Below are 24,818 nucleotides of genomic sequence, written 5' to 3' on the forward strand. Positions count from 1 at the left end.
CTCGCCGCCGGGCCTGGCTGACCGCGGGCGCGGGCGCGTTCGCTGACCGCGGGCGCGGGCGCGTTCGCGGCCCACGCGGCCGCCGTCGTCATCAAGCGGGTGGTGCGCCGCGAGCGGCCCCACCACCCGGCGATCGCGGTGAACGTCGGCACCCCGAGCCGATTGTCCTTCCCCTCGGCCCACGCCACGTCGACCACCGCCGCCGCGGTGCTGCTCGGCCGGGTGTCCGGGCTGCCGCTGCCCGCCGTGCTGGTGCCGCCGATGGCGTTGTCGCGCCTCGTGCTCGGGGTGCACTACCCCAGCGACGTGCTCACCGGCGTGGCGGTCGGCGCGACGGTCGCCGAGGTGGTCTCCAGGATCAGTGAGCGTGACGGAGCGGACCGAAGATGAGTGGGCAGCCACATGAGTACCAGAATGTCTGAGGAAGCGGCGCCGGTGACCGGCCCGCCGAAGAACCTCGCCAGCGGCATCGTCAAGGCGTTGCGCCCACGGCAGTGGGTGAAGAACGTCCTGGTGTTCGCCGCGCCGGTGGCCGCCCTCGGCGACGACCGCTTCGCCTACGACTACCGCGTGGTGCTCGTCAACGTGCTGGTGGCGTTCGTGGTGTTCAGCCTCGGCGCGTCAGCGGTGTACCTGGTCAACGACGCACGCGATGTCGATGCCGACCGGCAGCACCCGACCAAACGCTTCCGGCCGATCGCCGCGGGCGTGGTGCCCGAGTGGCTGGCGTACACGCTGGCCACAGTGCTGGCGGTGGCCTCGGTCGGAATCTCGTGGCTGGTGACGCCGAATCTGGCCGTGGTGATGGCGATCTACATCGCGATCCAGCTGGCCTACTGCTTCGGGCTCAAGCACCAGGCCGTCATCGACATCTGCATCGTGTCCTCGGGCTTCCTGATCCGGGCGATCGCAGGCGGTGTGGCCGCCGATGTGCCGCTGTCGCAATGGTTCCTGCTGATGATGGCGTTCGGGTCGCTGTTCATGGCGGCCGGGAAGCGGTATGCCGAGCTGCAGTTGGCCGAACGCACCGGCGCCAAGATCCGCAAGTCGCTGGAGAGCTACACCAGCAGCTATCTGCGCTTCGTCTGGACGTTGTCGGCCACCGCGCTCGTGCTCTGCTACGGGCTGTGGGCCTTCGAGCGCGACGACCTCGCCGGGACGTCGTGGTTCGTGGTGTCGATGATCCCGTTCACCGTCGCGATCCTGCGCTACGCGGTCGACGTCGACGGCGGGCTGGCGGGTGAGCCGGAGGAGATCGCCCTGGGCGACCGGGTGCTCCAGTTGCTTGCGGTGGCCTGGATCGGGACCGTCGGTGCGGCCGTCCTCTTCGGCTGAGCCCGCCGGTGCGCCGGCCCTGCGCCGGCCGGCATTCCCGTTCGACGTGACCGCCCGCGTCAGCCTCTGGGTGGGGGTGGCGGTGGTGGCGGTGCTGTTCGGCTGGGGCTCCTGGCAGCGCCGGTGGATCGCCGACGACGGCCTGATCGTGCTGCGCACGGTGCGGAACCTGTTGGAGGGCAACGGGCCGGTGTTCAACGCCGGTGAACGCGTCGAGTCCAACACGTCCACGCTGTGGACGTACCTGATCACCCTGGGTTCCTGGGTGGGCGGCGCCGTGCAGCTGGAGTACGTGGCGCTGTGGTTCGCGCTGGTGCTGTCCGTCCTCGGGGTGGCGCTGGCGATGCTCGGCGCGGGCCGGCTCTACGCCCCCAGCCTGCAGGGCCGCCGCGCGCTGCTGCTGCCTGCGGGCGCGCTGGTGTACATCGCGGTGCCGCCGGCCCGCGACTTCGCCACCTCCGGGCTCGAGAACGGTTTGGTGCTGGCCTATCTGGGCCTGCTGTGGTGGATGATGGTGTGCTGGTCGCAGGCGCTGCGCAGCCGCCCCGCCGACGCGCCCGACGGCGACGCGGTGAGCCGGACCTCCGCCGCCACACTGGCTTTCGTCGGCGGTCTGAGCGTGCTGGTTCGCCCCGAGCTCGCGCTGGTCGGCGGGCTGGCGCTGGTGATGATGCTGATCTCCGCCCGCGGCTGGCGCCGCCGGGTGCTGATCGTCGCCGCGGGCGGCGCGCTGCCGGTGCTCTACCAGATCTTCCGGATGGGCTACTACGGGCTGCTCACCCCCAACACCGCACTGGCCAAGGACGCCTCGGGGGCCAAGTGGCCGCAGGGCTTCACCTACCTCGCCAACTTCAATGAGCCCTACCTGCTGTGGATTCCGGCCGTGCTGCTGGTGGCGCTCGGCGCGGTGCTGGTGGCCACCAGGTCGCGGCCGTGGTGGATCTCGCACCGGTCGCCGCGCGGGTACGGGTGGCTGGCCCGCACCGTGCAGAGCCCGCCGGCAGTGGTGATCTTCTTCGTGGCGAGCGGTCTGCTGCAGGCGATCTACTGGGTCCGCCAGGGCGGCGACTTCATGCACGGCCGGGTGCTGCTGACACCGCTGTTCTGCCTGCTGCTGCCGGTCGCGTCGATCCCGGTGGTGCTCCCCGACGGCAGCCGGTTCACCCGCGAGACCGGCTACCTGCTGGCCGCCGCCACCTCGGTGCTGTGGCTGACCGTCGCGGGATGGTCACTGTGGGCGGCGAATTCGCCGGGAATGGGTGCCGACGCCACCAGGGTGACCTACACCGGGATCGTCGACGAACGGCGGTTCTACGCACAGGCCACCGGCCACGCCCACCCGCTGACCGCTGCCGACTACCTGGACTACCCGCGGATGCGCGCGGTGATCACCGCGCTGGACAACACCCCCGACGGCGCGCTGCTGCTGCCCGCAGGCAATTACGACCGCTGGGACGTGGTGCCCGCGATCCCGCCTCCGCCGCGCCCGCCCGACGCGTCGGCGGACTGGATCGACGAGCACCAGCCGCAGCACACCGTCTTCTTCACCAACCTCGGTATGCTCGGCATGAACGTCGGCCTCGACGTGCGGGTGATCGACCAGATCGGCCTGGCCAACCCGCTGGCCGCGCACACCGCCCGGCTCGAGGACGGCCGCATCGGGCACGACAAGAACCTGTTCCCCGACTGGGCGGTTGCCGAGGGGCCGTTCCTCAAGACCCGCCCGTACGTGCCGCCCTACCTCGACGAGGACTGGATCCGGCAGGCCGAGGCGGCGCTGAAATGCCCGGACACCGAGGCCGTGCTCAGCTCGATCCGCGGGCCGATGGGACCGCGCCGCTTCCTGTCCAACCTCGTGCACGCCGTCGAGTTCACCAGGTATCGCATCGACCGGGTGCCGCGCTACGAACTGGCCCGCTGCGGGCTGGCCGTGCCGGAGCCGATCAACCCGCCCTACACCGGCATGCCGGCCACCGGCCCCTGAGCTGCGGAACTTGTGATCGGCCCGGAGTTTCTGTTTGGGTAACGCCGCAGCCACCTCGCGACGATATGCAGGCAGGTGTGCTGCATTCCCCGGCCCACGACCGCCGTTCGCACGGCGCCGGCAGAAGTGAACGGACGGTAGGACCTTTGCGTAGGACCCCGGGTGCTGTCGCTGCGCGCGCTGCGCGACGACTGCTCGTGGCGCTGGCCGCGCTCGTCGTGCTGCCCGGGCTGACCCAGGTGGCGGGCGTGCCGCAGGCCGCCGCGTTCTCCCGGGAGGGCCTGCCCGTCGAGTACCTCGACGTCTACTCCACGGCGATGGGCCGCAACGTGCGCGTCGAATTCCAGGGCGCGGGATCCGGTTCCAGGGCCGTCTACCTGCTCGACGGGCTGCGCGCCCAGGACGACTACAACGGCTGGGACATCAATACCGCGGCCTTCGAGTGGTTCCACGGCTCCGGCGTCTCGGTGGTGATGCCCGTCGGCGGGCAGTCGAGCTTCTACACCGACTGGTACTCACCGTCGACCTTCAACAGCCAGCCCTACACCTACAAGTGGGAGACGTTCCTCACCGCAGAACTGCCGCAGTGGCTGGCGGACAACCAGCAGGTGTCGACCACCGGCAACGCCGTTGTGGGACTGTCGATGTCGGGCAGTGCGGCGCTGATCCTCTCGGCTTACCACCCGGCGCAGTTCCGCTACGCCGCCTCCCTGTCGGGCTTCCTCAACCCGTCGGCGGTGTTCATGCAGCAGGCGATCCGGGTGGCGATGCTCGACGCGGGCGGGTTCAACGTCGACAACATGTGGGGCCCGCCGTGGGACCCGGCCTGGAAGCGCAACGACCCGGTGGTGCAGGCGGACCGCATCGCGGCCAACGGCACCCGGCTCTGGGTCTACTGCGCGCCCGGCGGCGCGACACCACTGGACACCGGCGACCCCGGCCAGGCACTCAGCGCGACCAGCCTCGAGGCGACGGCGATCACCAGCAACAAGGCGTTCCAGCAGGCCTACACCGCCGCCGGCGGCCGCAACGCCACCTTCCAGTTCCCGCCCGCAGGCAACCACGCCTGGGGTTACTGGGGCGCGCAACTGCAAGCCCTCAAACCCGACCTGCTCGCGACCATCGGTGGTTGAGGGACGGGTCATGACATCGGTAAAGGCGCAGTTCAGAAGCGAATTCACGCACGGAAGAGAAATAGCCGGAGAGAGGTATCACACCGAGGTGTGGTTGACTACACGGGCAACGCGGCCTGCTCCGGTGGACACAGGCCGGGTTCGGCATTCGACAGATGGGATAGGTAAAGCATGAAGTTCGTTGGGAAGATGCGCGGCGCCTGGGCGCGCCGGCTCACGGTTGTGGCCTTGGCGGCCGCCGTGCTGCCCGGCCTGGTCAGTGCGGTCGGCGGCTCGGCGACTGCGGGGGCCTTCTCTCGTCCGGGTCTGCCGGTCGAGTACCTGATGGTGCCGTCCGCGGGTATGGGACGTGACATCAAGGTGCAGTTCCAGAGTGGTGGCCAGGGAGCGCCGGGCGTGTACCTGCTCGACGGCCTGCGCGCACGTGATGACTTCAACGGTTGGGACATCGAGACCAACGCGTTCGAGATGTACTACGAGTCGGGCCTGTCGGTGATCATGCCCGTCGGTGGCCAGTCCAGCTTCTACTCCGACTGGTACGAGCCCGCCTGCGGCAAGGCCGGTTGCTCGACCTACAAGTGGGAGACGTTCCTGACCCAGGAGCTGCCCGCGTACCTGTCCGCTAACCACGGCGTGAACCCGAACCGCAATGCGGCCGTCGGTCTGTCGATGGCCGGTTCGGCCGCGATGACGCTGGCGATCTACTACCCGCAGCAGTTCCAGTACGCGGCGTCGCTGTCGGGCTTCCTGAACCTGTCCGAGGGCTGGTGGCCCATGCTGGTCGGCCTGTCCATGGGTGACGCCGGCGGCTACAAGTCCGAGGCCATGTGGGGCCCGTCGAGCGATCCGGCGTGGAAGCGCAACGACCCGATGGTCAACATCGACCGGCTGGTCGCCAACGGCACCCGCGTGTGGGTGTTCTGCGGCAACGGCAAGCCTGCCGACATCAACGGCAGCGGTGCCGCCGCGGGTGACAACTTCAACGCGAAGTTCCTCGAGAGCTTCACGTTGCGGACCAACGAGACCTTCCAGGAGCAGTACATCGCCGCGGGCGGCAAGAACGGCGTGTTCAACTTCCCGCAGGCCGGTACCCACAGCTGGGAGTACTGGGGTCAGCAGCTCGGCCAGATGAAGCCGGACATCCAGCGCGTGCTGGGTGCCACCCCGGGCCCGGTCGCCGCTCCCGCGGCGGCTCCAGTCGAGGGCGGCAACTGATCTAGCGCGCAACGACCGACGCCGGCGGCGGCGATCCCTTCGGGGGTCGCCGCCGTCGGCCGTTCCGGGGTCGTCCGACCGGCCCCTTTCGCCGCGACCCCGGGGGCAGGTGTGATTCACTACCTGCGGCGGGGACAGCCGAGACGTGAGGTGGATGAATGGGTCGGTCACTGGTCCGGGGACTTCTGAGCGTGCTACTGGCCGCGGGCCTGTGGGGGGCTGTCGGGACCACGTCCGGCGCCACCGCGGGCGCCGAGCCCGTCGAGTACCTGATGGTGCCGTCGCCGGCCATGGGCCGTGACATCCCGGTGGCCTTCCAGGGCGGTGGACCGCACGCGGTGTTCCTGCTCGACGCGTTCAACGCCGCGCCGGACGTCAGCAACTGGGTGACCGCGGGCAACGCGATGAGCACGCTCGCGGGCAAGGGCGTCTCGGTGGCCGCGCCCGCCGGCGGCGCGTGGAGCATGTACACCAACTGGGAGCAGGACGGCAGCCGGCAGTGGGAGACCTTCCTGTCCTCCGAGCTGCCCAACTGGCTGGCGGCCAACAAGGGCCTGGCGCCGGGCGGGCACGGCATCGTCGGCGCCGCGCAGGGCGGCTACGGCGCCATGGCGATGGCCACCTTCCACCCGGACCGGTTCCGCTACGCCGGATCGCTGTCGGGCTTCCTGGCGCCGTCGCTCACGCAGATGAACGGCGCAATCACCGACGGGCTGGCCCGCTTCGGCGGCGTCGACATCCGCAACATGTGGGGTCTGCCGCAGCTCGGCCGGTGGAAGTGGCACGACCCCGACGTGCACATCCAGCTGCTGATCAACAACAACACCCGGCTGTGGGTGTTCAGCCCGGCCACTCTGACGTGCAGCGACCCGGCCGCGATGATCGGCTACTGCGACCAGGCCGCAGGCAGCGCCCGCACCTTCTACCAGCACTACCGGGGTAACGGCGGCGGCAACGGGCACTTTGAGTTCCCGGCAGGCGTGCCGCACGACTGGGGCAGCTGGTCGTCCCAGCTGGCCGCCATGTCGGGCGAACTGTCCAGCGTTCTGCGATAGCCGCCGCCAACCGCGAAACCGCTGGCCAGGAGCACTTTTGGGCAGCCGGTACCGTGGAGGGGTGCAACGGAGGAGCGAGCGGACAGCCAGGCGTGCGCTACCGATGCTGCTGGTCCTCTCGGCGGTGCTGCTGGTCAGCGCCTGCGGGCTGACCGACGACCTGCGTGCGACCGTCGGCCTGCCGACCTCGGAGACCACCCCGGCCGGCGCGGACGCGCAGTCTGCGCGCAGCGCACCAGACCTCACCGGGCCGCACGCGGACGCCGAACAGGGGCAGATGACGGTGACCGCGCAGCAGCACGAGTACCTCGACGCGCTGGCCGATGCCGGCGTGACGCCCTCGAGCGACCTGCTCGCGCTGTCCATCGGGTCGTACGTGTGCCAGGCCAGGGCGGCCCAGCAGACCGATCAGGCGGTGTGGGACTTCGTGGTCCCGCTGGTGCGCAGCGACGTGCGCACGGCCGGTTCGGACACGGCCCACACCGCACGCGCCGACCTCGACACCGTGACCGCCGACTACATTCGCATCGCGACCGAACGACTCTGCTAGCAGGAGAACATGGCCAGGACATCGAAGAACCGCCGAAAACGGCACCGCATCCTCGCGCTCGTCGCCGCCGGGGCGATGGCACTCGTCGTGGTGCTGGTGGTGGCAATCGTGGTGGTGCTTCTGCGCAAGCCCGACACCCCGGACACCGCGCTGCCGCCCAGCGCGGTGCCGCCGACCAGTGACCCCGGGACGCCCGGCGCCCGCAAGCCCCGCCCGGAGTTCCAGGACGCCAGCTGCCCGGACGTGCAGCTGATCTCGATTCCCGGCACCTGGGAGTCGTCGGTGCAGATGGACCCGTTCAACCCGGTGCAGTTCCCGGCGGCACTACTGCTGCGGGTCACCAACCCGCTGCGGGCCGAGTTCGGCACCGACCGGCTGGAGATCTTCACCGTCCCGTACACGGCGCAGTTCCACAATCCGTTCTCCGCGGACAAGCAGATGTCCTACAACGACAGCCGCGCCGAGGGCACCCGCGCCGCGGTCAAGGCGATGACCGACATGAACAACCGCTGCCCGCTCACCAGCTACGTGCTGGTCGGCTTCTCCCAAGGTGCCGTGATCGCCGGCGACATGGCCAGTGACATCGGCAACGGCCGCGGGCCGGTCGACCAGGACCTGGTGCTCGGCGTCGTCGCGATCGCCGACGGCAGGCGCCAGACCGGCGTCGGCCGCGAGGTCGGGCTGAACCCGCCGGGTGTGGGCGCGGAGATCACGCTGCACGAGGTCCCGACGCTGTCGACGCTGGGGCTGACGATGACCGGGCCGCGGCCGGGTGGCTTCGGTGCGCTCAACGACCGGACCTTCGAGATCTGTGCGCCCGGCGACCTGATCTGCGCCGCACCGGAGTCGGCGTTCTCGATCGTCAACCTGCCCAAGACGTTGCAGGTGCTCTCCGGAGGGGCGGGGCAGCCGGTGCACGCGATGTACGCCACCCCGCAGTTCTGGAACGAGAACGGCCTGACGGCGACCGACTGGACGCTGAACTGGTCCCGCGATCTGATCTCGAACGCACCGCAGCCGAAACATGGCTGATTTGTGACCGTGGCGGATTTGGCCGCCGCCGATCCGTACCCTTAACATTAAGAGAAAAGTAAGAGGGGTGTCCCGTGGTGGCGTCCGCGGCGACTTCGCCGGTGCTGCCCTCACCCCGGTAGGATTCCGGGGGTTTGGGGTCGAGCAGCTGGCCTCGCCCATGACAGGAGTGTGAAATGGCCTTCCACAACCCGTTCATCAAGGACGGACTGATCAAGTTCCCCGACAACGGGAGCCTGGTCCGCCACGTCGAACGGTGGGCGAAGGTGCGGGGCGACAAGCTGGCCTACCGCTTCATCGACTTCTCCACGGAGCGCGACGGTGTCGTGCGCGACCTCAACTGGAACGACTTCGGCACGCGCAACCGCGCGATCGGCGCCCGCCTGCAGCAGGTGACCCAGCCCGGGGACCGGGTGGCCATCCTGTGCCCGCAGAACCTCGATTACCTTGTCGCCTTCTTCGGCACCCTCTACTCGGGCCGGATCGCCGTGCCGCTGTTCGACCCGTCGGAGCCGGGCCATGTCGGCCGCCTGCACGCCGTGCTCGACGACTGCCACCCGTCGGCGATTCTGACCACCACCGACGCCGCCGAGGGTGTGCGCAAGTTCTTCCGCAGCCGCCCGGCCAACCAGCGCCCCCGGGTGATCGCCGTGGACGCGGTACCCGACGAGGTCGGCAGCACCTGGGAGCCGGTCGAGGTCAACAACGAGAGCATCGCCTACCTGCAGTACACCTCGGGATCGACCCGGATCCCGACCGGTGTGCAGATCACTCACCTCAACCTGGCCACCAACGTGGTGCAGGTGATCGAGGCGCTGGAGGGCGAAGAGGGCGACCGGGGCGTGTCCTGGCTGCCGTTCTTCCACGACATGGGCTTGATCACGGTGTTGTTGCCCGTGGTGATCGGCCACTACATCTCGTTCATGACGCCCGCCGCGTTCGTCCGCAGGCCCGGCCGCTGGATCCGCGAGATGGCGCGTAAGGACAGCGACGACGGCGGCGTCATCTCGGTGGCGCCGAACTTCGCATTCGACCACGCCGCCGCCCGCGGCCTGCCCAAGGACGGCGAGCCACCGCTCGACCTGTCGAGTGTGAAGGCACTCCTCAACGGCAGTGAGCCGATCTCGGCCGCCACCGTTCGCAACTTCAACGACGCGTTCGGCCCGTACGGGTTCCGGCCGCAGGCCATCAAGCCGTCCTACGGACTGGCCGAGGCAACGCTGTTCGTGTCCACGACGCCGGCCAACGAACCGCCCAAGATCGTCACCGTCGACCGTGACGAGCTGAACAACCACCGTTTCGTCGAGGTGGCCCCGGATTCACCGAAGGCGGTGCCACAGGCGTCGGCCGGCAAGGTGGGCGTGGCCGAGTGGGCCGTCATCGTGGACCACGACACCGCCACCGAACTGCCCGACGGGCAGATCGGCGAGATCTGGATCAGCGGCCAGAACATGGGCACCGGCTACTGGGGCAAGCCCGAGGAGTCGGTCGCGACCTTCCAGAACCTGCTCAAGTCGCGGACCGAACCGTCGCACGCCAACGGCGCCCCGGACGACGCGACGTGGGTGCGCACCGGTGACTACGGCGCCTTCTACGAGGGCGACCTCTACATCACCGGTCGCGTCAAGGACCTGGTGATCATCGACGGCCGCAACCACTATCCGCAGGACCTCGAGTACTCGGCGCAGGAGTCGACCAAAGCGCTGCGCACCGGCTTCGTCGCGGCGTTCTCGGTGCCGGCCAACCAACTGCCCGACGAGGTGTTCGCCGACGCCCACGCCGGCCTGAAGCGCGATCCCGATGACAGTTCCGAACAGCTGGTGATCGTCGGTGAGCGGGCGCCGGGTGCGCACAAGCTGGACATGGCGCCCATCGCCGACGACATCCGCGCCGCGATCGCGGTGCGGCACGGCGTCACCGTGCGCGACGTGCTGCTCACCCCGGCCGGCGCGATCCCGCGGACGTCGAGCGGCAAGATCGGCCGCCGTGCGTGCCGGGCGGCCTACCTCGACGGCACCCTGCGCAGCGGCAAGATCGCCAATGCGTTCCCCGACGAGACGGATTGACCGGAGCGTCCGGCGACCCTGAGGACATCGGCACGACTGAGATTCCACCGCTGCGGGTGGCGAAAGAGATATGAACATGTCTGACACACCGAACGATTCGCCGTCCGCACCGGACCAGCCGGTCATCGCCTCCGGCGACGACAGCCCGATTGTCGCCTCCGGCGACGACGGCCCGATTGTCGCCTCCGGCGACGACGGCCCACTGCGGCCGGCGCAGGTCGACATGACCGTCAACGAGATGCGCGAATGGCTGCGCAACTGGATCGCCGACGCCACCGGCCAGGCCGCCGACAAGATCGACGAGTCCGCCCCGATGGTGGAGCTCGGCCTGTCGTCGCGCGACGCGGTCGCGATGGCGAGCGACATCGAGGACCTCACCGGCGTCACGCTGACCGCGACCGTGGTGTTCCGCAACCCGACCATCGAGTCGCTGGCCACGGTGATCATCGAGGGTGAGCCCGAGGTCGACCACAGCGACGACGACACCGACTGGAGCCGCGACCGCGACGTCGAGGACGTGGCGATCGTCGGCCTGGCGACCCGTTTCCCCGGTGACCTGAACACCCCCGGTGAGATGTGGCAGGCGCTGCTGGAGGGCCGCGACGCCATCACCGACCTGCCCGAGGGCCGCTGGTCGGAGTTCCTCTCCGAGCCGCGGATCGCCGAGCGGCTCGCCAACGCCCGCACCCGCGGCGGCTACCTCTCCGACATCAAGGGCTTCGACTCCGAGTTCTTCGCGCTGTCGAAGATGGAAGCCGACAACATCGACCCGCAGCAGCGGATGGCGCTGGAGCTCACCTGGGAGGCGCTCGAGGACGCCCGCATCCCGGCGTCGAGCCTGCGCGGTCAGCGGGTCGGCGTCTACATCGGCAGCTCCACCAACGACTACAGCTTCCTGGCCGTCGCCGACCCGGGGACGGCGCACCCGTACGCGATCACCGGCGGCGCGAGCTCGATCATCGCCAACCGGGTGTCCTACTTCTACGACTTCCGCGGCCCGTCGATGGCCATCGACACCGCCTGCTCCAGCTCGCTGGTCGCCGCGCACCAGGGTGTCGCCGCGCTGCGCGCCGGTGAGGCCGACGTCGTGCTGGTCGGCGGCGTCAACGCGCTGGTCACCCCGCTGGTGACGGCGGCCTTCGACGAGATCGGTGGCGTGCTCGCCTCCGACGGCCGGATCAAGTCCTTCTCCCAGGACGCCGACGGCTACGCCCGCTCCGAGGGCGGCGGCATGCTGGTGTTCAAGCGACTGTCGGACGCCCGCCGCGACGGCGACGAGATCTACGCAGTGGTCGCGGGCAGCGCGGTCAACCACGACGGCCGGTCCAACGGCCTGCTGGCGCCGAACCCGGACGCGCAGGCCGAGGTGTTGCGCAAGGCGTACAAGGACGCGGGCATCAACCCCCGCGACGTCGACTACGTCGAGGCACACGGCACCGGCACCATCCTGGGCGACCCGATCGAGGCCGACGCGCTGGGCCGCGTGGTGGGCCGCGCCCGCCCGGCGGACCGGCCCGCGCTGCTCGGCGCGGTGAAGTCGAACCTCGGTCACCTGGAGTCGGCCGCGGGCGCGGCGAGCCTGGCGAAGACGGCGCTCGCGCTGAAGAACAACAAGATCCCGCCGTCGATCAACTACACCGGCCCGAACCCGTACATCGACTTCGAGGCAGTGCGGCTGAAGGTCGCCGACACCGTCACCGACTGGCCGCGCTACAGCGGCAACGCGATCGCCGGGGTGTCCGGCTTCGGCTTCGGCGGCGCCAACGCGCACATGGTGCTGCGCGAACTGGTGCCGTCGGACCTGGTGGAGCCCGAACCCGCCGAAGAGGTGGTCGCGGTCACCGCGGCGCCGAATCAGCCCGCGCAGTACGTCGGCGGCGTGCGGATGGACGAGTACGGCGAGTTCATCGATGATGATGATGATGACGACGACGGTCTGGATCGTCCGGCCGCGGCGCTCGACGACGAGTACGAGCTGCCGGGCATCACCGACGAGGCCAAGCGGCTGCTCGAGGTCGCCCGCGAGGAGCTCGCGGCCGGCGAGCAGCCCACTCCGGTTGTGCCGCTTGCCGTCTCGGCGTTCCTGACCTCCCGCAAGCGCGCGGCCGCCGCCGAGCTGGCCGACTGGATCGACAGCCCGGAGGGCCGGGCGTCCTCCCTCGAGTCGATCGGCCGCTCGCTGTCGCGGCGCAACCACGGCCGCTCCCGTGCGGTGGTGCTCGCCCACGACCACGACGAGGCGGTCAAGGGCCTGCGCGCGGTCGCCGAGGGCAAGCAGAGTCCCAGCGTGTTCAGCGCCGACGGCCCGGTCACCAACGGCCCGGTGTGGGTGCTGGCGGGATTCGGTGCGCAGCACCGCAAGATGGGCAAGAACCTGTACCTTCGCAACGAGGTCTTCGCCGAGTGGATCGACAAGGTCGACGCGCACGTGCAGGACGAGCGCGGCTACTCGGTGCTGGAGCTGATCCTCGACGACTCGCAGGACTACGGCATCGAGACCACCCAGATCACCATCTTCGCCATCCAGGTGGCGCTCGGTGAGCTGCTGCGCCACCACGGCGCCAAACCCGGTGCGGTGATCGGGCAGTCGCTCGGCGAGGCCGCCGCGGCCTACTTCGCCGGCGGCCTGTCGCTGGCCGACGCCACTCGCACCATCTGCTCGCGCAGCCATCTGATGGGTGAGGGCGAGGCGATGCTGTTCGGCGAGTACATCCGGCTGATGGCGCTCGTCGAGTACTCCGCCGACGAGATCAAGACGGTGTTCTCCGACTTCCCCGACCTGGAGGTGTGCGTCTACGCCGCACCGACCCAGACCGTGATCGGTGGTCCGCCCGCGCAGGTGGACGCGATCATCGAGCGGGCGGAGAAGGAGGGCAAGTTCGCCCGCAAGTTCCAGACCAAGGGCGCCAGCCACACCACGCAGATGGATCCGCTGCTGGGCGAGCTGGCCGCCGAACTGCAGGGCATCGAGCCGCATCCGGTGCAGATCGGCTACTTCTCGACCGTGCACGAGGGCCAGTACATCCGGCCCGGCGGCGAGCCGATCCACGACGTCGACTACTGGAAGAAGGGCCTGCGGCACTCGGTCTACTTCACCCACGGCATCCGCAACGCGGTCGACAACGGGCACACCACGTTCCTGGAGCTGGCGCCGAATCCGGTGGCGCTCATGCAGGTCGGTCTGACGACGGCTGCCGCGGGCCTGCACGACGGTCAGCTGATCGCCACGCTGGCCCGCAAGCAGGACGAGGTCGACTCGATGACCGCGGCGATGGCGCAGCTGTTCGTGCACGGTCACGACCTCGACATGCGCACGCTGTTCCCGCGCCGCTCCCGCGGCCTGGCCGGTGCGCTGGACTTCGCCGACATCCCGCCCACCCGGTTCCGCCGCAAGCCGCACTGGCTCGACGTGCGGTTCAGCGGGGACAACTCGGGCATCATGCCGGGTACGCACGTCGCCACCCCGGACGGCCGGCACGTGTGGGAGTACGCTCCGCGCGGCGGCACCGACCTGTCGGCGCTGGTGAAATCGGCTGCTACGCAGGTCCTTTCGGACGCCGCGGTGGTGGCCGCCGAACAGCGCGCGGTGCCGGGCGAGGATGCCCGGCTGGTCACCACGCTGACCCGTCATCCGGGTGGCGCCTCGGTGCAGGTGCACGCCCGCGTGGAAAGCGGAGGCGAGTCTTCCTTCGCTTTGGTGTACGACGCGATCGTGTCCCGCGGCGGCCAGGGGATCGCGCTGCCCGCCGCGGTCGCCACCGGAACCGTTGCGGCACAGCCGCTGACGGCCGCGCCGGAGACGGTGCCCACCGAGGATCCCGACGCCGAGATTCTGCACGACAACCTGACCGCGGGCGCCAATCTCGGTGCCTCCTTGGGCAAGTGGAGCCCGGATTCCGGTGAGTCGATCCACGACCGGCTGGGCACCATCGTCGGCAGCGCCATGGGCTACGAGCCCGAGGACCTGCCCTGGGAGGTGCCGCTGATCGAACTCGGCCTGGACTCGCTGATGGCGGTGCGGATCAAGAACCGCGTCGAATACGACTTCGACATGCCACCCATCCAGCTGACCGCGGTGCGCGATGCCAACCTCAACGCCGTCGAGAAGCTGATCCAGTACGCGATCGAGCATCGCGACGAGGTCGAGCAGCTCGCCGAGTCCCAGAAGGGCAAGAGCGCCGAGGAGATCGCGGCCGCGCAGGCAGAACTCCTTGGCGGTGCGAGCACCGTGGCCGAGCTCGAGGAGAAGCTCGCGTCGGCCGGCCACCCGCTGGGCGCCGCCGAGGAGGTCAGGGAGCAGGCGACGGTGCTCAGCGGCGCGAGCCCCAGCACGATCGTGGCCCCGGCTCCCGACCCGCAGGCCGAGCCGGATACCCAGTCCGGCGGGGCGCCCATCCCGCCGGCCCCGACCGATCCGTCCGGGCCGTCAGCAGCACCCATCCCGCCGCCGCCCACCGACCCGTCCGGGCCCCGGACCTCGGGCCCGTCGCAGTCCACGGTCGCCGCGGCATCCAAGGTGCTCACCCAGGAGGCCGTCACCGAGGCGCTCGGCGCCGACGTGCCGCCCCGCGACGCCGCGGAGCGGGTCACCTTCGCGACGTGGGCGATCGTCACCGGCAAGTCGCCCGGCGGCATCTTCAACGAGCTGCCGACCATCGACGAGGCGACGGCGACCAAGATCGCCGAGCGGCTCACCGAGCGCGTCGACGAGGGCACCATCACCGTCGACGCCGTCCGCTCGGCGAAGACGGTCGAGGAGCTGGCCACCACGGTGCGCGACTACCTCGAGGGCGGCAAGATCGACGGCTTCGTGCGGACGCTGCGGCCCCCGGTGGAGGGTTCGGACAGCGTGCCGGTGTTCGTGTTCCATCCCGCGGGCGGGTCCACCGTGGTGTACGAGCCGCTGCTGCGGCACCTGCCGCCGGACACCCCGATGTACGGCTTCGAGCGGGTCGAGGGTTCGGTCGAGGAACGGGCCGCCGAGTACCTGCCGAAGCTGATGGAGATCGGTGGCAAGGGCCCGTACATCCTGGTCGGCTGGTCACTGGGCGGGGCGCTGGCGTACGCCTGCGCGATCGGGCTCAAGCGCGCGGGCGCCGACGTCCGGTTCGTCGGCCTGATCGACATGGTCCGCCCGGGCGAGGAGATCCCGCAGACCCAGGAGGAGATGCGGGCGCGCTGGGACCGCTACGCCCGGTTCGCCGAGCGCACCTTCAACGTCGAGGTGCCCGAGATCCCCTACGAGGAACTCGAGAAGCTCGACGACGAGGGCCAGGTCCGGTACGTGCTCGACATCGTCAGCCAGAGCGGAGTGCAGATCCCCGGCGGCATCATCGAGCACCAGCGGACGTCCTACCTGGACAACCGGCTGCTCGAGACGGCGGAGATCCAGCCCTACGACGGGCACGTCACCCTGTACATGGCCGATCGCTACCACGACGACGCGATCTTCTTCGAGCCGCGCTACGCCATCCGTCAGCCCGACGGCGGCTGGGGCGAGTTCGTCGAGGATCTCGAGATCGTGCCCATCGGGGGTGAGCACATCCAGGCGATCGACGAGCCGTACATTGCCAAGGTGGGTGCCCACATGAGCGAGGCGATCAACCGCGTCGAGAGCGAGAGCAAGTGACCACAGGAGAAGCGCCCGCCGTTCGCGCGGCGACCACCGCGGAGAAGCTCGCGGAACTGCGCGAGAAGCTGGAACTGGCCAAGGATCCCGGCGACGAGAAGTCCAAGGCCCGTCGCGACAAGAAGGGCCTGCCCAGCGCCCGCGCGCGGATCCACGCGCTGCTCGACCCGGGCAGCTTCCTCGAGATCGGTGCGCTGGCCAAGACGCCTGGCGACCCGAACGCGTTGTTCACCGACGGCGTGGTCACCGGGCACGGCACCATCAACGGCCGCCCGGTCGGCGTGTTCAGCCACGACCAGACGGTGTTCCAGGGTTCGGTCGGCGAGATGTTCGGCCGCAAGGTGGCCAACCTGATGGAGTGGGTGGCGATGGTCGGCTGCCCGATCATCGGCATCAACGACTCCGCGGGCGCCCGTATCCAGGACGCGGTGACGTCGCTGGCCTGGTACGCCGAACTCGGCCGCCGCCACGAGCTGCTGCGCGGCATGGTGCCGGAGATCTCGATCATCCTCGGCAAGTGCGCCGGTGGTGCGGTGTACTCGCCGATCCAGACCGATCTCGTTGTCGCCGTACGTGATCAGGGCTACATGTTCGTCACCGGCCCCGACGTGATCAAGGACGTCACCGGTGAGGACGTCAGCCTCGACGAGCTCGGCGGCGCCGACGCCCAGGCCCGCTACGGCAACATCCACCAGGTGGTGGAGGACGAGAAGGCGGCGTTCCAGTACGCCCGCGACTACCTGAGCTTCCTGCCCGCCAACACCTTCGACGACGCGCCGGTGGTCAACCCGGGCCTGGAGCCCGAAGTCACGCCGCACGACCTCGAGCTGGACTCGCTCGTGCCGGACAGCGACAACATGGCCTACGACATGCACGAGATCCTGCTGCGGATCTTCGACGACGGCGACGTGTTCGACGTTGCCGCCAACCAGGGCCAGGCGATCATCACGGCGTTCGCGCGGATCGACGGCCGGTCGGTGGGCGTGATCGCGAACCAGCCGATGCACCTGTCGGGCGCCATCGACAACGAGGCCTCCGACAAGGCGGCCCGCTTCATCCGGTTCTGCGACTCCTACAACCTGCCGCTGGTCTTCGTCGTCGACACCCCGGGCTTCATGCCGGGCGTCGAGCAGGAGAAGGGCGGAATCATCAAGCGCGGCGGGCGTTTCCTCAACGCTGTCGTCGAGGCCGACGTGCCGAAGGTGACGATCACCATCCGCAAGTCCTACGGCGGCGCGTACGCGGTGATGGGTTCCAAGCAGCTGTCGGCCGACCTGAACTTCGCCTGGCCGACGGCCCGGATCGCGGTGATCGGCGCCGAGGGTGCGGCGCAGCTGCTGGTGAAGCGGTTCCCCGATCCGACGGCGCCGGAGGTGCAGAAGATCCGCGCCGAGTTCATCGAGGGCTACAACCTGAACATGGCGACGCCGTGGATCGCCGCCGAGCGTGGCTTCATCGACGCGGTGATCCAGCCGCACGAGACCCGGCTGCTGCTGCGCAAGTCGATGAGACTGTTGCGCGACAAGCAGATCAACCGCGTGCAGCGCAAGCACGGCCTCACCCCGATCTGAGGACCGCCGAGTTCTACACCTGGGTCGTTGATCGGTCCCCGCCACAGCCCTGATGTAGAACTCGTGGTGAGTTCGCCGGGCGAAGCCTGCTACGGCTGGATGCGGATCCGGCCCGGGGAGTACAGGCCGCTGTGGGTGGTGGTGCCGAGGTCGAGCTGTGCGGGCTCGGCGTCGACGACGGTGTCGAACCTGCGCAGCGAGCCCCAGTCCTGGCCCCAGTCCTCGGACAGGTACGTCGACATCACCGAGGCCATCAGCAGCAGATCGGTGATGCCGAGCAGGCCGCCCTCGAGACCGTTCTGCCAGGTGTCGGTGCTCTGCAGCTTCGCGAAGTAATCCGGTGAGATGCGGAACTTGGGCACCTCGGTGACGCCGTTGGCATGCAGCATCGGCTGCTGGCACGGGAATGCCATTCCGACCGCCCAGTCCAGCAGCACCGGCTGCTCGGACCCGACGTACTCCTGCACCGACTTCACCTCGGGAACCCGTGGCGGCGTCACGGCGATCCAGTCGCCCTGGCCGAGGTTGAGGTCCTCGGCGATCACCCGCACCGCGACGGCGTCGCCCGGGATCTCCGAGCGCGGGTAGCGCAGGTTGCGCCAGGACGGCGTCGGTCCGATGTCGTACGGGTCGACGCGGCCGGCGGGCACGAAGGCGCCGTCGGGTCCGCGCCTGCCGTACTCGAGCGCCACGGTCTGTCCTGACGAAAGGCCTTCGGCCACACTGTTGCCTGCGACGGTGCCGGCCGCGGTGATCACCACCAGCGGGTGTGCCTCGTCGGCGGCGGGCAGCTCGTACCAGGCCGAAGCGAGCGTGCTCTCCTGCTGCGCCTTCGTGGAGTAGGTGCCCGCGACCGGAACCCGTGCCGGATCCAGGCCGTAGGGCAGCGGCACTGTCGAACCGTTCACCCCGGGGCGTGGCAGCCGCCGCGGGCCGTTCCAGTCGGCGTCGGTGCCGGGCTGCGGGTTGTTGAGCCGGATCGCCTCGGCGATGATGCGGTCGGGAACGCCGTTGGGGGAGAAGCCGACCGGGTCGGTGCCGCCCAGCGGGCCGAGCGGGCCGTACCGGCCGGGCGCGACGCGCAGGAAGCCCGCGTTGGAGTCGGGCTCGACCAGCACGTCGTCGGCCATGCCGCAGCCGCCGACGAACGCCCGTACGTTCGCCCAGCCATTGGAGTAGGTCGGGTACTGGCGCACCACGCCGATCACCATCGATGCGATGAACACCACGACCATGAACCCGGCGGCCAGGGGGACCGGTGCGGCGGTCAACCGATCCACCACCCGCGACTCGCGCCGTCCGGACACGTGCAGCCAGAACGCCCACAGTGCGGCGATCGCGAACAGCGCGAAGAACACCGTCGACACGGTGACGCCGCCCAGCTGGGGCACCGAGTTGTTGAACGGCACACCGTAATTGGAGACGTACCACCAGCCGTTGACCGAAGCGAAGCACAGCGCCAGCACGAAGAACACCAGGGCCAGGAACGCCATCCGGTTGCGTGCCGAGCGCAGCACGGTCCGTGACATCAGCACGGTGGTGAGCGCGGCCATGGCGCCGCCCACCGCGGCGAACAGGCCGAAGTGGTGGATCCACTTGGTGGGGGTGAACATCAGGAAGAAGATGGTGGCGAAGATGATGCCCATCAGCCGCCAGGCCGGGCCGCGGGCGATGCCGGCGATCCTCTTGCGGCGCAACATCATGAACAGCGCCGGGAACAGGCACAGTGCGGTGAACAGGAAGGCGAACCGGCGCGAGATCGCCCCGTCCACCGTCGGCAGCACCAGGTAGTAGTAGCGCAGGTTCTCGGTCCACCACTCCTGGCTGGGTCCGATCGCCGTGCGGATTCGCGTGGCCTCCAACACCGTTGCGATGGTCTGGTCGGCGAACACCACGCACAGGATCACGGTGCCCGCCGCGAGCATCGGTGCGATCAACGGCCAGGTGCCGACCGTCTGCCTGCGGCGCATCACGATGCGAAGGATCGGCCGTCCGCCTGCGACCAGCGCCGCAACCGCGATCAGCCCGGTGGGCTGGATGCCCAGCGTGAACGCCGCCGAGAAGATCGCCAGCGCGGCCGGGGCCAACCGGCCGGAACTGACGGCGCGCTCGATCAACACGTAGGTGATCAGGGCGCCGGTGGCGATCTGCCCCTCCGGGCGCAGGCCGTTGTTGAACGGCATCCAGGCGCCGATCAGCACCAGACCGGCCGCCCACAGCGCCGGGCGGCTGGCGATCACGGCGGGCCCCAGTCGAGGCAGCACTTCGCGGGACAGCAGCAGCCAGCAGATCAGCGAACAGATCAGGTCGGGCAGGCGCATCCAGATGCCGGCGGTGCTCACCTGCGACATCAGCGCCAGCACGTTGTAGTACCAGCCGAACGGGTCCTCGGGGACGCCGAACCAGCGGAAGTAGTTGGCCATGTAGCCGGAGTGCTCGGCGGTGCGGGCCATCTGCATCTGATAGCCGTCATCGGAGGAGTTGGTGCCGATGATGTACCAGAGGGCGAACACACCCACCACGAACACGTCCACGGCGGTGAAGGTCCGCCACCGGGTGGGGATCAGCCGCCGCATGCGGCGGCCGTCGAGGCGGTCCAGCCGCCACAGAGCGACCAGCGCGACGGCCGTGCAGACGATGCCGAGCAACATCGCGAGCAGTTTGACCGTCGTCGGCTGGGTGCTGAAGCGGGTGTCGATCGCGGCCGAGAACTCCAGCCCGGGCGGGGCGGGGCCGGTCAGGTCGGTGAACACGCCCACGATCGCGGGCCGCAGATTGGGGTCGGGGAATCCGGAGCGCTGCGGGCTGCCGTCACGTTTGGTCAGCCCGACGAACTCGGCGTAGGTGCCCTCGATCGAGGAGGTGATGTCGATGCGTTCGCAGCCGGGCCCTGCGACGCGGCCGCGTTCCACGCTGGCCACCACGACGTTGCGCACGATCACGTCGACGCGCGAGGCCGTGACGTTGACCAGCATCGCGTTCAGGGCAGCGTCGCGGCCCTCGGCGGGCGCGGTGCCGAGCACCAGTCCGCCGTCGCGGGGCATCCCCCGGACCACCTCGCACGGGATGGTCGCGGTGAGGCTGACCGGCGCCTGGGTGATCAGCGGCGCCGTCACGTTGGCGAACTGGCCCTGCTGCGGCCAGTTCAGCGTCGCCGTGGTCTGGGTGACCGGCAGCAGCGGTGTGGCGACCGACATCACGAAGCCGAGCAGGCCGGCGATGGTGGCGACCCAGCGCGCCACCCGCACGTCGCGGCTCCGGTCCCTGACCTCGTTCACGCTGCCGATCACGGGAGGGCCCTGATCGGTCCGCCACGGCTCCAGCCGAACACCCGCTTCGAACCCTCCTCGATCACCGCGTCGGGTGCGTCGTCCCGGGGCACCACCCGGCTGTAGCGCTCGATGGAACCCCAGTCCCGGTACCAGTCGTCACGCAGGTACGTCGGGATCGACTCGGTGCGCAGCAGCGCCTGGATGAACAGGAACGGCCCGCCGTCCTCGGCCGACTGCCACTGGTTCGACGAGGTGACCACCTGCTTGAAGTTGGGCAGCACCCGGTACTCCGGCAGTTCGGCCACCCCCAGGTGTTCGGAGAACGGGCGCTGGCACGGGAAGTTCGCGGCGGTCGCGATGTCCATCAGCACCGGCGTCCGGTCGCCGAGGAAGTCCTGGGCGGTCTGCAGCACCGGCACCCGCGGCGGCGTGAACCCGAACCACTGGTCCTCCGACAGGTTCGGGTCGTCGGCCACGATGCGCGCGACGTTGGCCTCCGGCGGCGCCCACGCGAGCGGGAAACGCAAGTTGCGCCAGGCCTTCTGCTGGACGATGTCGATCGGCTGCACCTCGCCGAGCTCCTGGTAGGTGCCGTCGGGCCGGTGCACCCCCCACTGCAGCTTGAGCGACTGGCCGTAGTTGAACGAGCCGTCCTCCTCGTAGTACCAGATCGCGCCCGCGGCGGCGACGGTCACCAGCGGCCGGTCGGCGGTGCGGGGCGGCAGCTGGTACCACGCCGAGGTCGCTTGCGCGGCGACTCCGGCCTCGTCCGAGCCCGGCTCGGCGAAGCTGCCCATCACCGGCGTGCGGTCCGGGTCCAGCCCGAACGGCAGGAACACCCGGGAGCCGTTGACCCCCTCGGGGCCGTAGCCGCCGCCGGTGCCCGCCGCGAAGCCGACGGCGATGTTGGGCTTGTCCACCGGGCCGTCGGAGTTGACCGTGCCCGGGTTGGCCGCCACCGGCTCGGCCGGCTCGAGGGTGTCGTTGACGCCGTTCGGGGTGAAGCCGACCGGGTCCTCCCCGCCGAGCGGGCCGTACTCCCCGAAGCGCTGACCCGGGACGGGCGCCAGCATGCCTGCGTTGGTGTCGGCCTCGACGAGCACGGCGTCGGCCATCGCGCAGCTGTCCTTCGAGAGTCCCGACCGCAGCGCCGACAGGTTCGCCGCGCCGGTGGTGTAGACGGGGTAGCGCGTCGCGGTGGCCTTGAGCATCGAGCCCAGCTCGAGCACCACCATGATGGTCGCGACGACGAGCAGCGGGGTGGACGCCAGCGCCCGGTTGCGGCCGGTGTCGGCGACCTCGGTGTGCCCGGCGTAGTCCATCCGGAAGTGCAGCCAGCCGGTGAGCAGTCCGCCGGCGATGGCGAGCACCAGGAAGATCGTGGTGACCGGGAAGCCGGCGATCACCGGCTGCTTGTCGAACCACGGCACGCCGTAGTTGCCGACGTAGAACCAGCCGTTGAGGCCGGAGGTGGCCCATGCCAGCACGAAGAGCAGCGCCGTGACGTACAGCGCGAGGTTCCGTCGGCTGTGCAGGCCGACACGGGCGAAGGCGAACGCGGTGATCGCGCCCAGCGCACCCGCCAGCCCGGCGAACGCGCCGAACTGCACTGCCCACTTGGTGGGCGTGAGCGTCAGCAGCAGCAGCCCCACCGCGGTGGTGCCGGTCAGCCGCCACACCGGTGCGCTGAACGCGCCGGGCACCCGGCCGCGCCGCAGCAGCACCATGAGCAGGCCGAAGACGCACAGCAGCAGGATCAGCACCGAGAAGCGCCGGGTCAGCGAGCCGTCGACGCTGTCCTCGACGGTCAGGAAGTAGTACCGCAGGAACTCCTGGTACCAGGGGATGGTTGGGCCGACGACGTACTTGATGCGGACCGACTCGGCGACGGTGGCCAGCGTCTGGTCCCGGAAGGCGATCACGAAGACCAGCGACGCGGCGGCGGCCAGCGGTGCCAGCGCGGCGCCGAGCCCGTGGGCCGTCCTGCGGGCGGAGACGATGCGCGCGATGGGGCGTGCCCCGACGAGCAGCGGCGCCAGGGCGATGAGTCCCTGCGGCGCGAGTGTCACCGAGAACACGGCGATGACGATCGCCGCCGCCGCCGGCCAGAGTCTGCGCGTCCCGATCGCGTTCTCCACGAGCATCCACACCGCGATGACGCCGAAGGCGATCAGCGGTTCGGGTCGCAGGCCGTTGTTGAACGGCAGCCACGCCGCCAGGAACACCGCACCGGCGGTCAGCACGGCGACGCGGTTGGCGGCCAGCCGCCTGCCGAGCCGGGGCAGCGCGCACCGGCTGATGATCAACCAGGTGGCGATGGCGGCCGCGGTGGCGGGCAGCCGCATCCACGTCCCCGCCGTGCTGACCGACGCCAGGTGCGCGAGCACCGACTGATACCAGTCGAAGGGCGCCTCGGTGGCGCCGAAGAAGCGGAAGTAGTTGGTGGCGTATCCGGCCTCGCCCGCGATGCGCGCGATGGTCAGGTTGTAGCCGTCGTCCGAGGACTGCGGCCCGACGACGTGCCACACCAGCAGGGCGCCCACGACGCCGGCGTCGGCCAGCCACGTCGCGGGCCCGGCGCGCACGACACCGCGCCACGCCAGGGCGATCCGCCGCCTGCCGCGGCGGTCCAGCACCGCCAGCGCGACGATCGAGGCGATGACGCACGCGACGCCGAGCACCATCACCGCGAGCTTGAGCGGTGTGGGGGTGGTGATGAACCGGGTGTCGACGTCGATGCGCGCCGACATGCCCTGGCCAGATGTCTCCGCCGGGGCGGCTCCGGGTTGCGCCGCCACGTCCAGGTCGGTGAAGATGCCGGCGACCTGCGGCTTCTTGTCGGCGGGAAGCACGCCCGTCGCGCCGGGGATGCCGATGAAGTCGGCGCCCGCACCGCCGGCGTCGGCCCATACGTGCAGCGTGCTGCAGGCGCCGCCGGCCACCGCTGCGCGCGAGGCGACGGCCGCCACCGTGTCCCGGAACGCGACCAGCACGGCGTCGGTGTTCGCGCGGACGAACAACCCGTTGCGGCCGGAGGCGATGCCGCCCTCGGGGATCGTCGAGAACACCGTTCCGCCGTCGGGCGGCAGGGTGGCGATCGCCCGGCACGGGATCGACACGTCGAGCGCGAGCGGCGCACCCGACACCAGCGGCGCGGTCAGCTGCCCGACGGTCCCTGAATCTGCCGGGGCCTGCGGCCACAGGATGGTGGCGGTGGTCTGCTTCACCGGCAGCAGGGGCACCAGCGCGCACAGCACGACGCCGGCCAGGCCGGCGACGACCGCGATCAACCGGGCGATGCGGGGACCGCGAACGGCGGTGTCTTCGGCATCGGCGGGCACGAGGGACGATGGTATGCGACGCGCCCAGACGGTCAGGAGAGGCGCAGCGGTGCCGGGCTCCAGAACCCGCTGCGGGTGGCCGAGCCGAGGTCGAGCCGGGCCGGCTGCGCGTTCGGGTAGTACGGCGTGAGCCGCTGCAGGGCGCCCCAGTCGCGGAACCAGTCGTCGCGTAGGTAGGTGGGCACGGTGCCCGGACGCAGCAGCAGCTCGGTGATGCCGAGCGGGCCGCCGCCCAGGTAATCCATCACCGGCGAGTTGGCCTCGGCGCCGAACCGGTCGGGCAGGATGCGCCACTTCGGCACCTCGGTGACGCCGTTGCGGTGGAAGAACGGGCGCTGACACGGGAACGCCATGCCGACAAGCCAGTCCAGCATCACCGGGTCGGTGGACCCGACGACGTCCTGCAGGGTGCGTAGTTCCGGGATGCGCGGCGGGGTCAGCGCGATCCAGTGCTGCGGCGACAGGTCGTCGTCGGTGGCCGCCAGGCGGATCAGGGTGGCCTCGCGCGGGATGGCGGCAAGCGGCGCCCGCAGATTGCGCCAGGCCGGCGAGGCGCCCACGTCGGCGAACCCGACGGCGCCGCCCGGTTCGTCGGCGGCCGCGCCCGCGTCGGTGGCCCACTGCACGACGACTTC

General features: G+C 70.1%; 13 protein-coding genes and 1 pseudogene. 11 read left to right on the top strand and 3 right to left on the bottom strand.

The annotated features are described in order from the left end of the window. Positions 1 to 39: 39 nt before the first annotated feature. The 11 genes and pseudogenes from H7I41_RS13195 to H7I41_RS13245 form a co-directional block, all read left to right on the top strand. Positions 40 to 390: pseudogene (locus tag H7I41_RS13195) on the top strand (phosphatase PAP2 family protein); the annotation flags it as partial. Between the two features lie 24 nt (positions 391 to 414). After that, positions 415 to 1,335, top strand: a complete 921-nt coding sequence (locus H7I41_RS13200) for a decaprenyl-phosphate phosphoribosyltransferase (protein WP_264013053.1) — start codon at positions 415 to 417, stop codon at positions 1,333 to 1,335. After that, positions 1,313 to 3,319 (top strand): terminal beta-(1->2)-arabinofuranosyltransferase, encoded by a 2,007-nt coding sequence (aftB, locus tag H7I41_RS13205; protein ID WP_308214618.1) that lies wholly within the window; start codon positions 1,313 to 1,315, stop codon positions 3,317 to 3,319. The genes H7I41_RS13200 and aftB overlap by 23 nt, the downstream gene beginning before the upstream one ends. A 191-nt stretch (positions 3,320 to 3,510) precedes the next feature. Beyond that, a complete protein-coding gene (locus H7I41_RS13210; RefSeq protein WP_372503739.1) occupies positions 3,511 to 4,452 on the top strand; it encodes an alpha/beta hydrolase in 942 nt (313 codons plus the stop codon). 171 nt (positions 4,453 to 4,623) lie between these two features. Beyond that, positions 4,624 to 5,667, top strand: coding sequence for an esterase family protein (locus H7I41_RS13215; protein WP_264013044.1), 1,044 nt, complete (start codon positions 4,624 to 4,626; stop codon positions 5,665 to 5,667). A 158-nt stretch (positions 5,668 to 5,825) separates the two neighbouring features. After that, entirely contained in the window at positions 5,826 to 6,722 is an 897-nt protein-coding gene (locus tag H7I41_RS13220) for an alpha/beta hydrolase-fold protein (protein WP_264013045.1), read from the top strand. Between the two features lie 103 nt (positions 6,723 to 6,825). Beyond that, positions 6,826 to 7,272: a DUF732 domain-containing protein gene (locus H7I41_RS13225; RefSeq protein WP_264013046.1), complete on the top strand. Its 447-nt coding sequence runs from the start codon at positions 6,826 to 6,828 to the stop codon at positions 7,270 to 7,272. Between the two features lie 9 nt (positions 7,273 to 7,281). Further along, complete coding sequence (culp6, locus tag H7I41_RS13230) at positions 7,282 to 8,304, top strand: carboxylesterase Culp6 (protein ID WP_264013047.1); 1,023 nt, start codon at positions 7,282 to 7,284, stop codon at positions 8,302 to 8,304. 176 nt (positions 8,305 to 8,480) lie between these two features. Then, a complete protein-coding gene (fadD32, locus tag H7I41_RS13235) occupies positions 8,481 to 10,370 on the top strand; it encodes a long-chain-fatty-acid--AMP ligase FadD32 (RefSeq protein ID WP_264013048.1) in 1,890 nt (629 codons plus the stop codon). Positions 10,371 to 10,446: 76 nt separating this feature from the next. Beyond that, positions 10,447 to 15,999 (top strand): polyketide synthase Pks13, encoded by a 5,553-nt coding sequence (gene pks13 / locus H7I41_RS13240; RefSeq protein WP_372503738.1) that lies wholly within the window; start codon positions 10,447 to 10,449, stop codon positions 15,997 to 15,999. Further along, the gene (locus tag H7I41_RS13245; protein WP_264013049.1) at positions 15,996 to 17,570 is read left to right on the top strand and encodes an acyl-CoA carboxylase subunit beta; all 1,575 of its coding nucleotides are present in this window, start codon (positions 15,996 to 15,998) and stop codon (positions 17,568 to 17,570) included. The genes pks13 and H7I41_RS13245 overlap by 4 nt, the downstream gene beginning before the upstream one ends. Before the next feature lie 89 nt (positions 17,571 to 17,659). On the opposite strand, the gene H7I41_RS13250 is transcribed toward H7I41_RS13245, so the two are convergent. The 3 genes from H7I41_RS13250 to H7I41_RS13260 all read right to left on the bottom strand — a co-directional run. Continuing rightward, positions 17,660 to 20,860: an arabinosyltransferase domain-containing protein gene (locus H7I41_RS13250; protein ID WP_264013050.1), complete on the bottom strand. Its 3,201-nt coding sequence runs from the start codon at positions 20,858 to 20,860 to the stop codon at positions 17,660 to 17,662. Next, on the bottom strand, positions 20,857 to 24,198 hold the full coding sequence (locus H7I41_RS13255) for an arabinosyltransferase domain-containing protein (RefSeq protein WP_372503740.1): 3,342 nt from the start codon (positions 24,196 to 24,198) through the stop codon (positions 20,857 to 20,859). The genes H7I41_RS13250 and H7I41_RS13255 overlap by 4 nt, the downstream gene beginning before the upstream one ends. Positions 24,199 to 24,215: 17 nt before the next feature. After that, positions 24,216 to 24,818 (bottom strand): arabinosyltransferase C-terminal domain-containing protein (locus H7I41_RS13260; protein WP_264013052.1); only part of this gene is annotated, 603 nt, incomplete at its 5' end.

Source organism: [Mycobacterium] manitobense, from assembly GCF_025821665.1.
In the GTDB taxonomy this organism is placed as follows: Bacteria; Actinomycetota; Actinomycetes; order Mycobacteriales; family Mycobacteriaceae; genus Mycobacterium; species Mycobacterium arseniciresistens.

Excerpts from the sequence above, each read along its gene's own strand:
- H7I41_RS13200 (WP_264013053.1), top strand. The coding sequence starts at position 415 with ATGTCTGAGGAAGCGGCGCCGGTGACCGGCCCGCCGAAGAACCTCGCC.
- H7I41_RS13215 (WP_264013044.1), top strand. The coding sequence starts at position 4,624 with ATGAAGTTCGTTGGGAAGATGCGCGGCGCCTGGGCGCGCCGGCTCACG.
- H7I41_RS13220 (WP_264013045.1), top strand. The coding sequence starts at position 5,826 with ATGGGTCGGTCACTGGTCCGGGGACTTCTGAGCGTGCTACTGGCCGCG.
- H7I41_RS13225 (WP_264013046.1), top strand. The coding sequence starts at position 6,826 with ATGCTGCTGGTCCTCTCGGCGGTGCTGCTGGTCAGCGCCTGCGGGCTG.
- culp6 (WP_264013047.1), top strand. The coding sequence starts at position 7,282 with ATGGCCAGGACATCGAAGAACCGCCGAAAACGGCACCGCATCCTCGCG.
- fadD32 (WP_264013048.1), top strand. The coding sequence starts at position 8,481 with ATGGCCTTCCACAACCCGTTCATCAAGGACGGACTGATCAAGTTCCCC.
- pks13 (WP_372503738.1), top strand. The coding sequence starts at position 10,447 with ATGTCTGACACACCGAACGATTCGCCGTCCGCACCGGACCAGCCGGTC.